The organism is Actinomyces sp. Marseille-P3109, from assembly GCF_900323545.1.
GTDB lineage: Bacteria > Actinomycetota > Actinomycetes > Actinomycetales > Actinomycetaceae > Actinomyces.
This window is the reverse complement of the sequence record NZ_OOHN01000008.1, coordinates 2,408,592-2,420,704: the sequence shown is the minus strand read 5'-3', so window position 1 is coordinate 2,420,704 and position 12,113 is coordinate 2,408,592. Positions and strand designations below refer to the sequence as shown.

9 protein-coding genes are annotated in these 12,113 nt (G+C 71.2%); 3 read left to right on the top strand and 6 right to left on the bottom strand.

The window, feature by feature from the left end:
• Positions 1-118: 118 nt before the first annotated feature.
• Complete coding sequence (locus tag BQ8008_RS10495; protein ID WP_108833948.1) at positions 119-1,015, top strand: DUF5926 family protein; 897 nt, start codon at positions 119-121, stop codon at positions 1,013-1,015.
• A 99-nt stretch (positions 1,016-1,114) separates the two neighbouring features.
• On the opposite strand, the gene BQ8008_RS10490 is transcribed toward BQ8008_RS10495, so the two are convergent.
• The 4 genes from BQ8008_RS10490 to BQ8008_RS10475 all read right to left on the bottom strand — a co-directional run bounded on the left by BQ8008_RS10490 (position 1,115) and on the right by BQ8008_RS10475 (position 4,018).
• Positions 1,115-1,972, bottom strand: coding sequence for a DUF817 domain-containing protein (locus tag BQ8008_RS10490; protein ID WP_108833947.1), 858 nt, complete (start codon positions 1,970-1,972; stop codon positions 1,115-1,117).
• A 118-nt stretch (positions 1,973-2,090) separates the two neighbouring features.
• The gene (locus tag BQ8008_RS10485) at positions 2,091-2,846 is read right to left on the bottom strand and encodes a DNA alkylation repair protein (protein ID WP_108833946.1); all 756 of its coding nucleotides are present in this window, start codon (positions 2,844-2,846) and stop codon (positions 2,091-2,093) included.
• Between the two features lie 3 nt (positions 2,847-2,849).
• A complete protein-coding gene (locus BQ8008_RS10480; RefSeq protein WP_108833945.1) occupies positions 2,850-3,461 on the bottom strand; it encodes an NAD(P)H-dependent oxidoreductase in 612 nt (203 codons plus the stop codon).
• Positions 3,461-4,018, bottom strand: a complete 558-nt coding sequence (locus BQ8008_RS10475) for a TetR/AcrR family transcriptional regulator (RefSeq protein WP_108833944.1) — start codon at positions 4,016-4,018, stop codon at positions 3,461-3,463. The genes BQ8008_RS10480 and BQ8008_RS10475 overlap by 1 nt, the downstream gene beginning before the upstream one ends.
• An 847-nt stretch (positions 4,019-4,865) precedes the next feature.
• Here BQ8008_RS10475 and BQ8008_RS10470 point away from each other — a divergent pair.
• A complete protein-coding gene (locus tag BQ8008_RS10470) occupies positions 4,866-6,890 on the top strand; it encodes a DUF885 domain-containing protein (protein ID WP_108833943.1) in 2,025 nt (674 codons plus the stop codon).
• 574 nt (positions 6,891-7,464) lie between these two features.
• The gene (locus tag BQ8008_RS10465; RefSeq protein ID WP_108833942.1) at positions 7,465-8,352 is read left to right on the top strand and encodes a glycosyltransferase family 2 protein; all 888 of its coding nucleotides are present in this window, start codon (positions 7,465-7,467) and stop codon (positions 8,350-8,352) included.
• 100 nt (positions 8,353-8,452) lie between these two features.
• Here the strand turns inward: BQ8008_RS10465 and BQ8008_RS10460 are convergent, their stop codons facing one another.
• Together BQ8008_RS10460 and BQ8008_RS10455 are read right to left on the bottom strand one after the other, a co-directional pair.
• Entirely contained in the window at positions 8,453-10,855 is a 2,403-nt protein-coding gene (locus BQ8008_RS10460; protein ID WP_108833941.1) for a hypothetical protein, read from the bottom strand.
• Between the two features lie 216 nt (positions 10,856-11,071).
• Positions 11,072-12,010, bottom strand: coding sequence for a fructosamine kinase family protein (locus BQ8008_RS10455; protein ID WP_108833940.1), 939 nt, complete (start codon positions 12,008-12,010; stop codon positions 11,072-11,074).
• Positions 12,011-12,113: the final 103 nt, after the last annotated feature.

The following is a 12,113-nucleotide window of genomic DNA, read 5'->3' as shown; positions in this document are numbered from 1 at the left end:
CGGCGTCGGAGTGCGGCCGCCGTGAGTGGTTACGAGCCGCCGTGAGCCGTGTCATGGGTGCGTCGACGGGCTGGCATCGGCCTGGGAGGGGCGCGGGCCGGCCGGTAGGCTGACGGGCATGTCGAAGAAGAAGCGCCAGGGGCGCCGTCCGGCCGGGGCCGGCCAGTCGGCCAGGCCCCGCAAGCAGAGTATCGAGTTCGTCGCCCGACCCTTCGCCGGTCTCCCGGCGGAGGAGGACCTCGTGGCGATGGCCCAGATCATCCCGGCCGCCACGGCCACGGTGCGCCTGACCGAGGAGTACGGCGGCGGACAGGTCCAGCTCGTCACGCTCCTGCCCGAGTTCGTCCAGGGGCTCAAGCGCTCCGACGGCGAGGTCCTCGTGGCCATGCAGACCTCCATGCACTCCGGGGACGCCTCCCGCGACGTCGCCGCCGCGCTCCTGGCCACCCTCGAGCTGCCCGAGGGCCAGGCGCTGCGCTCCGACGGCCTGCCCGAGCCCGGCCCGCGCCTCCAGGACGTCCTCGACACCAGCGAGCCGCCGGTCATCTCCGTGCGAGAGACCTTCGACTTCTGGGTCGACCCCCAGGCCGCCGGCAACAACGAGCAGACCCGCCAGGTCATCGAGGAGGCCATCGAGCGGGCCAAGGACGAGATCGCTCCGACCCGGCCCGTGCCCGGCGTCGAGCACGCCTACTGGTGCCGCCTGGGCGCCAAGGAGTTCGTGCGTTGGGTGCGCGGGGAGGACGAGGACGAGTTCTTCAACGCCTTCGCCCGCATCCACGCCGCGCGCGAGTCCGACCTGGAGGAGGGGGCACGCTTCGTCGGCGCCTTCCGGGCCAACGGCGTGGCCATCCCGGTGTGGGAGCTCGTGCCCGGCACGGAGGCCGAGGAGCTCACCAAGCCGCTGCAGGCCATGGGCAAGCGCCTCGACGCCGCACTGGCGGATGAGAGCCCCCTGACCCCCGAGGTCCGCCGCGCCAAGGCCGGCATCATCTCCCGCCAGGTCAACCTCTGAGCCCTCCCTCCCCTCTACTTTCGTCGAGCCGGGTATTCTTCGCGTAGCCCTACGGAATTTCTGTTGGACACCGCGAAGAATGCCCGGCTCGACGTTGGTTCAGGTCTCGGTGATGCGCAGGCTCCGGCGCATCACGCGCGGCAGACCGCGTCCGTAGAGGGTGCCCTCCTTCGCCTTGACGGCGGCGACGAGCACAAAACTGAGCGAGATGAGCAGTGCCCAGCTGCCGAACTTGCCGGCATGCACCAGGTGCCAGCCGTCGGCCTGGTCGGGGTAGCGCCAGGCACTCAGCGCCGTGGCCAGGTTCTCCGCCAGCCAGAGGAATCCCCCGATGAGGATGAAGGCCACCGTCGTCGGCATCCAGTAGCGGTCCCCGCCGACAGTGAAGTGGACGGCGCTTCCCCACAGGGCGATGAGGAAACCGGCGGTAATGCCCCAGCGCAGGTCGATGATGACGTGGTGGGTGAAGAAGTTGAGGTAGGCGGCCACGGCCAACAGGCTCACCGGCCACCACCGAAAGCCGCCCACGTGCAGGTCGAGGCGTCGGAAGGCCTGGCAGATGTAGGAGCCGACAGAGGCGTACATGAATCCGGAGAAGACCGGCACCCCGCCGATGCGCACCACCCCGGCGTCCGGATAGGCCCAGGAGCCGGTGTGGACCTTGAATACCTCCAGCGCCAGCCCGATGAGGTGGAAGGCGCAGATGACGCCGAGCTCGCGCCAGGTCTCCTGCTTCAGGGCGACGAAGGCGATCTGAACAACGACGACGTAGATCATGAGGGCGTCGTAGCGGGCGATCGGAGGATCCGCATGGTTCCAGATCAGGGCGCTGACCGCGAGCCCGGCGAAGATGGCGATGGCGAAGGCGCAGCAGGCCAGTTCCAGGAGGGCGAACTGGACCAGGCGGCGGGGGAGTAGCCGCCACCGACTCAGCGGAAGGCGCACGGTTTCAGGCACGGCCGAAGTATGCCGTACCGTGACGTCGCCCTGGCGGACGAGAGCCCTGTGGCCCCCGAGGTCCGCCGCGCCAGGGCCGGCATCATCTCCCGTCAGGTCAACCTCTGACCAGTCCCCATCACCGCCGGATCGAGCGCAGTGCTCGCTTGATGATCCGTTCAGTGGCCGGGGTGGACGACTCCTCCTGCCAACGCTCGCAGAGCCCAATGGCCCAGGCGGGCTGTGTCTTGGAGGCGTCGTGTACCCAGTTCGCCACTGAGTCCTGCACATAGCGGGAGGAGTCGGCACGCAGCGGCTCGAGCAGCGGAAGGCCCCGCTCAGGCTCCTTCTTGAGCGCGGGGATGTGCCGTGCCCACACACCGCGTGGACGTAGCGCCTCGCTGGCGAAGCGCCGAATGCGCTCCGAGGGTTCTGAGGTCCATGGCCGCAGCGCTCGGATCGCCTCGTCGAGCTGGGGCACCAAGTGCGGACGCACCGCCATCCATGACCACTCGCGCACTCCGAAGTGCGGGTCGTCCGCGGCCGGTCGTGCCAGGGTCAACAGCGTGTCGACGTCGGCGTCCTTCTCCCGGGAGACCAGGGCGAAGACTGCCCAGCCCCGGACGGTGTCGGCCGGGTGGTCGGCGAGATCCAGGCAGGCAGAGCGACCAAGGTGCGTACACAGCGCTTCTCCCATGGTCTGCATGCGAGCCAGGATGCCGAGCGAGTCGGCATGCTTGGCCGCTTCAACCAGATCCTCTGATGCATCCGGCACCACCTGCGTCAAAAGGGTGGAGTGGGTGATGGCCAGGATCTCTGCCAGTGTTCGGGACTCGTCTCGTCCCGAGTTCAGGTCGGCCTGGCGCTCTGCGGTGATACTCGCGGCGGGGCTCATACGTCACTTCACCGCGAGGCGGGCGACGTTCTTGAGGTGCTTCTTGTGCTGGCCTCGGCTGGCCTTACCGACCTTGCCGAAATTGACCCACGACCGTCCGTGCATGCCCAGCTGCTTGATGGCGGCGCCCAGGAACACCGAGCCGACGTAGTTGCCGCAGAACCGGCGCAGGTACCAGGTGGGGGAGGTCGAGGTGGTGAGCACCAGGACCTGCTTGATGTGGCCGAGGTGCCCCTTCACCCCCGAGGTCGTCGCGTGGTACGCCCAGCGCTGCTTCATGATCTTGTCCACGAAGCCCTTGACGATGGCGGGCACCTCACTCCACCAGATCGGGCAGATGAAGATGATGCGCGAGGCGCCCTCAATGAGCTTCTGGTAATGGCTCACCAGCGGGTCCAGCGTGCCGCCCTCGGCGAAGAGGGCCAGCTCCTCGGCGGTGTAGCGCGGATCGAAGCCGTCGGCGTAGAGGTCGACGACGTCGTAGGGCTTGCCCGCCTTGTCCAGGGCGGAGGTGGCGGCCTCGAGCACGGCGTGGTTGAAGGAGCCGTCGTAGGGGTGGGCGTACACGATGAGGGTGCGGTCGCCCGTTGTCTTGAGAGTGTTCTTGGCGGTCATCAGCTGTCTCCTATCGTGACGATGGCGCGCAGGGCTGCGCGCATGAAGGTGGCGTCGGCGGCGGTGGCGCCGGCGGCGATGAGCTGGGTGTAGCCCTGCAGGCAGGACCACACTAGGAGGTGAAGCGATTCCGGGTCGGTTCCCCGTTGCGCGGCCAACCGCTCGACCTCGCCGCGGGTGAGGGCCAGTAGCGGGTGCTCGTCCGGGTGGTCGAAGGCCGCAACGGCGGCGGGGCTGACCTGGTTGAACTCGAAGAGCCGAGGGTGCTCGGCGGCCATGTCCACCAGGAGGGACCCGATGCCGACCAGCGACTCGAGCGGGTCGTCCCGGACCAGGGCGCCGGCGCGCGCGCCCAGCGATGTGGACAGCTGGCGGGCCGCCGCCTCGAAGAGGCTGGTCTTGGACGGGAAGTGCTTGTAGCAGGCAGGTGCGGTCACCCCGCAGGCGCGGGCCACGCCGCCCAGCGTCACCTCGCTCCACCCGTGGGTCTCGATGAGGTCCAGGGTGGTGTCGATGAGCCGCTGACGGGTGTCCGTGCTGCGCCGGTCTATCTTCACACTAAGTAGGTTAACTTAGTTCACCTATCTGTCAAGGCGAGCCTTCGGGTGCCGCCCGGGATGCGGAGTACTCGCGCTTCGCCGACGCCGTCAACCGCGAGAGACCACGATCAACCGCGAGTGACCACGATGTGGTCGTTCCGAGACTCGGGGGTCCGGCCCGGGAGGGTTGCGGTCGCTTGCTTGTTAACGTTGCCAATGGCGGTAGCGCAACGACGTCGGACGGTCACTGAGACCGCCCCTGACCAGCGCGGATATCGGTACGGGTGAACCTTGGGGGTCAGAGCCTTGACACCCCCTGCCGCGGCGGCCTTGAATCATCTCAAGTCCATCACAGCACGACGAACGCCTCAGCGGCGCCGGGATGCTCCCGGCCCGTCCGGCATGAAAGGAGCACTGATGACGCGTACCGCTTGCGGCTCCGCACTGCGGTCGACGCCGATGCGCGTGACGCTGCCGTGCTCCGGCCGGTCGTCCAGCCGGCGCCATCGATGCCGGTCGACCGCCGCCCAGTGACCATTCGCTGACCATCCGCTGACGTCTCGAAATCCGTCAGCGTCGGTCGGAGGGTCTCGGGGAGCATCAGATCTCCGAACCCGTCGCCGAGGGGTCCCGCTCAGGCTCGTCGTTGAGTCTCGTCAGTCGGGTCCCTGCTCAATGCCAGTTCCCAGTGACACCCGCTGTCTCCCGGCAGCGCGAGGCTGCACCTCAACTCATCCGATCCTGTTCGCTGTCAGATCCATGATGCCTATGGACCTTGAATTCGGTTCCTGGCACTCTGTTGGGACGGCAGCGTCGCCGCCGGGCCCGCCCGCCACGCGGCGAGTGAAGCGAAAGGCCTGTTGTCATGACCACTGACCCCGCGAACCGTCCTCATTCCGAAACCGCCGCATCTCCAACCGACTCCCACGATCAGGATGCGCGAACCGCAGGCGCGGGCACCGTCCCTGCGCCCACTGCCATCCCGGTCAGCACCGGGCCACCCGAGCGTCCACCGGTCTACCCCCAGCACCCGAGCTCCGGGACGTGGCGCCCCGTCAGTGCGACCGGCGCCCCCCTGGGCGTGCGCGAGGTGGAGGCGGCCGCTCCCACCGCCACCGCCGCCCACACCTCCGCCCAGGCCATCAGCCGCTCCTCCGTCCGCTCCCCCTCGGAGACCGCCGCTGCCGGCGTCGTCCTGCGTGACCTCGCCGACGAGTACGCCATGCTCCTGTGCGCCCACGACCCCGAGGCGGCGGCCCGCACTGGCCTGCCCGGCGGCGCCATCCTGCCCGACTACTCGCCCGCGGGCCTGGCCGAGCGTCTCAGCGCCGAGCGCTCCCTGCGTCACCGCGTGGCCGCCGTCGACCGCTCGACCGGCTCCGACGAGCTCCTGCGCCGCCACCTCCTGGAGCGTCTGGAGACCTCCATCCAGTTCATCTCCGCCGGGGAGGAGGGCGGCAACCTCGGTTTTCTCTCCTCGCCCTTCCAGCAGATCGCCCGGCAGCTGCACCGGCCCCCCGAGGCCCCTGACCGCGCCGGCTCCGATGAGGCGGACCTGGCCGAGGCCGAGGCGAAGTGGGAGGACGCCTGGAACCTGCACCGCACCCGCCTGGAGGCGCTGCCCGCCGCCCTGGAGGGGCTGGCCGCCTCCCTGGCCGCCTCCGCCGAGGCCGGCGCCATCGCCCCGCTCAGCCAGGTCGACGTCGTCGCCGGACAGGCGCGCGACCTCGCCCGCCGCCGCACCCGGGGCCTGCCCGAGGACCTGCCGGCCACCCTGCACGTCCAGCTGCAGGAGGCCGACATCCTCGCCCGCCGCGCCGCCCTGGATTTCGCCTCGCACCTGCGCACCACGCTCTCGCCGCGCGCGCCGCAGGCCGAGGGAGTCGGACGCCGGCGCCACGCCCTGTGGATGCGCCGCATCCTGGGGACCCGGGTCGACCCCGAGGAGACCTACGCCTGGGCCACCGAGGAGCTGGGCCGGGTCATCGCCGAGCAGGACGCCATCGCCGTCGACATCCTCGGTCCCGGTGCCGACGCCAACAAACTCAACCGGCACCTGCGCGCCGACCCGACCCAGGCCCTGCGCCCGCAGGACTACATCACCTGGGCGCAGGAGGTCGCCGACGAGGCCTGGGACGTTGTCGTCGGCCGGGTCCTTGATCCGCCCGACGGCCTGGGACGCCCCTGCGTGCGTCTGGGCGAGCCCGGGGCCGGAGCGGTCCACTACGAGGAGCCGCGCGGCACCGGCGGGGAGCGCCGGCCCGGCATGGTCCTACGGTCCTTGGCCGACGGCGAGCGCATCGTGTGGCCGTGGATGGAGCGGACCACGGTCCTGCACGAGTCGGTCCCCGGACACCACGTCCACGTCGGCGCGCACGCCACCAGCACCCGGCTGACCGCCTGGCAGCGCTATCTCGGTTCCGTGCCCGGCTGCGACGAGGGCTGGGGCCTGTACGCCGAGTCCCTCGCCGACGAGCTCGGGCTCATGCCTACGCCCGAGGACCGCTTCGGCCGCCTGGCGGCGCGCCGCTGGCGCCTGGCCCGGGTCCTGGTGGACCTGGGCGTCCACTCCCGCCTGCCCGTGCCCGACGACGTCGCGGTTCTGCCCGGTGCGAGCCGGGAGTGGGACCGGGCCACCGTCACCGCCGTGCTGCGCCATCACACGGTGATCTCCGAGGGGCGTCTGCGCTTCGAGGTCTCCCGGCACCTGGGCTGGCCGGCGCAGCCGCTGGCCTACGCGGTGGGCGAGCGGGTCTGGCGGGCCGGCCGGCGCAGTGCCCAGGCTCAGGCCCGTGCCGAGGGTGGCGAGCTGGACCTGAGGGCCTTCCATAACCGGGGCATCGACCTGGGGAGTGTGGGGCTCGATCTCCTCGCAAGCGTCTTGCACTGAGGCGCGTGTGGGTGCGGAACCGGCACTGCCTGCGCAAACGTGGTCGGACGGGCCGTGGTGAGACAGCGGTGGGTCGGCAACGAGGTAGTGGTGGGGTCAGGGCGTGCCGGGGCGGCAGGGGTGTCGCCCCGGCACACGAAAGGACGCGTGATGCGTCGGCGGAACCCGGCTCCATTGACGGGCTCCATGTCTTCACTGTGCCATGAAAAGGGGGGTGACGTGCCGAAACGGGCAACTTTAGCGTTTCGATCAGGCAATGTGCTGCTTTGCTGCAAGATTTGTCAGTTTCTCCGGGGACCGTTGTCCCATGATGAAGGTTTGACACAAAATCACTGAAGAAAGCCTGGGCGCGGGTGGGTGTCTGGCTGTCGGTGAATGTCTCCTCGGCGTGTCGCAGCGCAGGATGGAGGCGCCTCCGGCGCGGTAGCGGTAGACGCGCGTTCCGCGCAGGGCCCCGTGATGCTGCAACAAATCGTACAAAACACGGAAATTTGACGGTCATCACAAAAAAGGTGAGCGACAACGGGTCACTTAGGAGTCGGCCGGAGGCCGCATGTCTGGCTACCCTGGTGGTGTGAGTCCCACCAAGCGCCCCGACCAGCGCGTTGCCGTGGTCATCCCCGCCAAGGACGAGGCCGAGCGCATCGCCACCACTGTTCGGGCCTGCCGCTCCATCCCGCGGGTGGACCTCGTCATTGTCGTCGATGACGGATCGACCGACGGAACCCAGGACCATGCCCGTGCCGCCGGTGCTGTCACGGTGCGCCACTCCGTCTCACGCGGGAAGGCCTCCGCTATGGAGACCGGGGCCTCCGTCGTCGCGATGCGCGACTACGTCGACGGGCCCGCCCGGCTCCTGCTGTTCATCGACGCCGACCTGGGCGACTCGGCCGCCTCCTGCGCCGAGCTGGTCCCCCCGGTCGTCGACGGCGTCGCCGACATGTCCATCGCGGTGCCCCCCAAGCAGGCCGGGGCCGGCGGTCGCGGCCGGGTCGTGCGCGCGGCCAGGAGGGCCATCTCGCTCGCCACCGGGTGGTCTCCCGTGGCGCCGTTGTCCGGCCAACGATGTCTGAGCCGCGAGGCCTACGAGAAGGCCGTGCCCCTGGCTGACGGCTGGGGGGTCGAGGTCGGCCTGACGATCGACGTCCTCGTGGCCGGGCTCGCGGTCATCGAGGTCCCCTGCGACATCACTCACCGTGTCACCGGCAATGACCGGGCCGGCACGATGCACCGGGCCTCCCAGTACAAGGACGTCCTGCGGGCCGTCACCCGGCGCAAGCTGCGCCGCCACCGCGTGCCGCGCCACAGCTTCGAGAAGGCGGCCGCCGAGCAGGACCACTTCTTCGTCTACCGCGCCGTGCCGCCGGCGCCCAAGGCCGACGACGACGTCGAGTCCGACGACAAGCCTCACGATGAGGTCGACGGCTTGGAGGCCACGGCGTCGGAGGCCGTCGACGGTTGAGGCGCCGGGAGCGCATCCAGGACGGACTTTGGGCCGCCGAGCCGTGAGAGCTCGCTGACCCCGTCGCTGTCGATATGCGGCGCCACGCCCCGGTGTCGCGTCAGGCGTCGATGTGCCGTGGGGCCGAATCGCTCTCGGTCAGTGCTAGCGACAGCAGGGCCGGAGCCGCCGCCGCCAGGATGAAGCCCGCCATCGTGACGCCGGAGTCGTTGACCAGGACGGACACGAGCGTCAGCACCCCCAGCGCGCGCAGTGCCACCGCCCCCCACTGCACGGACGGGGACATGCCACGCGGCCGGGAACCGGAATCCCGTCCCCGGCCGCGTGGCATATCCCCGTCGGCGGCGGGGGCGAGCCAGGCATACGGGCTTGTACCGGCGCGCCAGGACCGCACTTGCCGGCGCAGCCACCACAGGGCCGCGGCGAGGAGGGCCAGCGCGCAGGCCAGGCCGGCCGCGGCCGCCGGCCGGGTCACGAACGGGCCGACCAGTGCGTACGCCTTGCGCCCCAGCACACCGACGGCGGAGCCGTCCGCCACCTGACGGGCGAAGCGTCCCAGATGCGTGGGCCCACCCGGCCGGATGAGATCGACGGCGGCGAAACCACCCACGACCAGGAGCGTCGTCGCCCCGATGGCCAGCCATCGCCGCCAGCTCAGACGCAGGGCCGCCAGGCCCGCTCCGAGGAGGGCCAGCGTCGGCACCAGGGTCAGGGCGCCGCCCACGTCCGCACCCAGCTGGGGGGCTCCGTCGACGATCAGCGCCGCCCCGCCCAGCATGCTCGTCATAAGCAGCGCGGTTCGGCGGCCACGGCCCAACGCCTCCCAGACCCCGGCGATGGCGACGACGAGCGCGCCCGCGGCGAGCGCGAAGGCCGTATTGGACACCCCGTAGAAACGGCCCGCCACCGCCGCGTTCATACCCAGTGGGTTGTTGAAGGCCAGGTGCGCGCCCGCAGCGGCGTCCGTCAGCCACGCCAGCGGGATCGCCGCCACGACCAGCAGCCTCATCAGGCTCACCCCGCTGGAGGGCGGAGGCGACGACGAGGAGGGCTTGGGGTTGTCAGCCTCGTCCTGCTGCGGCTCTGCCGCGGCGACCCCCCGGGCGGGGAGGGCATCGGCTGATCCGGCTGCCTCAGCGGCTGCCGCGGCCTCGCGTGCTGAGGGCGAAGGAATCGGCGAGGTGACGGAGCGGAGCTGCTTGCGTCGCCGCACCTGCGTCGCGATACCGACGGCCAGGCCGACGACACAGGCCGCGACCACGACGGCCGCGGTCAGAGCTGCGGCCGGCGTCCACAGCGAGGGGGAGCCGGCTCGGGCCCCCACGCGCCACCACGGGACGGCATTGACCAGCAGCAGCGCCGTCGGCAGCGCACTCAGGAGGGTGGCCGCCCCGGCGACCCGACGGCGAACCGCCGAACGCCGGCCCGCTCCCGGATCGCGCAGAACGACGGCCGCCCAGACCAGGAGCACCACGGCCGCCCCGACAAGCAGGGCGCTGGCCGGGATGACGGTGGCCTGTGAGGCGCGGGCGTGCAGGGCGTCATCGGCCAGCCGGGCGATGCGGGAGTCGTTGGGTGCTGCGGTGGTGGTGCTGGGCGTGCTACCGCCGGCGGGTATCTCCAGGGCCTGACCGTCGAAGGCCGGGTCGCTGCGGCCGGCCAGGGCGAGCGTGAGGGTGGGAGCGAGGTCGGTCAGCTGGGCCAGGCCGGGGCGGTGCGTCGAGGTTCCGATGACGAGCCCGTCGGAGGTGCCACGGGTGCTCGTCGTACCTGCCGGGAGGACCGCCATCTGGGGGCCGGGGTCCTCGTCGTCCGCCAGGGAGGCGATGACGATGCGGGTGCCCGGGCGAGCCCGCTCCTGAACCGTGCGCAGGGCCTTGTCCAGCGCGGCGACCCGGTCGGCGTCGGTGGTGGAGCCCTCGGCCGTGTCGACGATGGTGAGGTCGGAGCCGGTGGACAGGGCCTCGGGCAGGGAGGGCGCCAGGGAGACGGACGTGTTCGGCGAGCTCCCCGGTGCTCCGGTGGCGAGCCGTGCCCCGGGGCCGACGGCCTGGATCGAGACATCATGCCCGAGTGCCCGAACCAGGGGAGAGGCGCTGCTGTCAGCGATGGCGGCGCCGGGGCCGGCGCAGGAATCGGTCGGCTCGACGGCGCTCGCTCGGGCGCCCCGGCCCAGGGTGAGCCAGCCGTCGGCCGGGCAGGTGCGGTCCGCAGGGGTGCGCACCGAGAGGTTGATCGGCTCGCCCTCGGAGGCGAGGGTCAACAGGTGGGTGGCGGCTGCGCTGACATCACTGATGCCGGTGGCAGTGCCGGAGACCTGGGACCGCAGGTCCGCCCAGGTGAGATTGCTCGTCCCCAGGACGACGACCGGCGCCGGCCGCGAGGACGAGGCGGTGTCGGATACCGACGCCGTCGGGACCGCGGCGGCGAGCGCCGAGCCCACCATCGTCAGGATCATGCCGATGACCACCAGCAGCACGAGGACGTACACGACCGCGCGCACCAGGCGTTGTTGGCGTCGTCGAGGTCTCACCCGACCAGCCTACGGGGCCTCGTCGCCCGAAAAGTGTCCACAGGGGACGACTTTGACGTCGTCTCCGGTGGTCGACGCGCAGGCAAATTACCCTGACCAGCACAAACGCGGACGGCTTTTCTCGTAGCCGGTTCCAAAGTCGTCCCAGGCGGACAAAATGGGCGCGATGTCCTGGCCGGCATCGGCTCACAGGTACTGGCGGGCTACGGCGACCGCCTCACCGCCATAACCCCCGCCGAAGAGGAAGGCGTGAATCATGATGATGTGCCATGAGTGGAGGCCCACCCGTTCGCGCCAGCCCGCCGCCAGCGGTGAGACCTCGTGGTAGGCCGTGTAGATCCGGTCCAGGTAGCGCTGCCCGAACACCCCCAGGGCTGCCAGATCGGTCTCGGCGTGCGCGCCCTGCGCCATGGGGTCGATGAGCACGCCGACCACCGTGGGCGGGCCTGCCGACTGGTCCGCCCGCTGTCCGGGATCCGCAGGAGCTCCCCCGGACGCCGACGCCTGCGGCCCGAGCCCAGCGCGAGGCGGCGCCCACTGCGCCGCCTCGTCGGCCGGGGTCCACAGGACGTTGCCGCACCACAGGTCCCCGTGCGTGCGGGCCACCGCGACCCGAGCGCCGCGCTCGCGGGCACCGGCGCGTACCAGGGCCGGCTGGTCGGTGTCGAAGTCGCCGTCGCGCAGACGCTCGCACAGCCGCTCCACGATGCGGGCCCCGCCAACGCTGATCGAGCCGTTGTCCCGACTGGGTCGCAGGTAGGGCAGGATCCGGTCCTCGGCGTAGAACTCGCCCCAGCGGCGCGGCTCGCCCTCCTCGGCTGCGTGCGGTCGCAGCCGGATGTCCGAGCGGCCCATCTGCGCCCGGCCGTCCCATCCGGGAGGCGCGGCCCCGAAGGCAGGGGCACCCGCCGCGTGGGTGACGGCCAGTGCTCGGCCGAAGGCCTCCGCCCCAGCCGGCGTCACGCTGGTCGTCGTCAGTCGCGGCTCCTCCAGCCAGCCCGGGCCGCTGGTCACCGGCACCACGTGCGCGCCGCCGTCGACCATCGCCTCGGCGAGCCAGGTCAGGCCCTGGGCCTCCAGGGCGGTGGAGACCGGGCCGTCGTCGTGCTTGCGGAAAACGCTCATGGCCCCAGCCTGCCAGGCCCGCGGCGGCGGCGGGAGGGCCGCGGAGGCTCCATGCCCGGCCGAGGCTGCCGCCGCGTCCCACGTCGTCCCGCGGAGCAGTCCG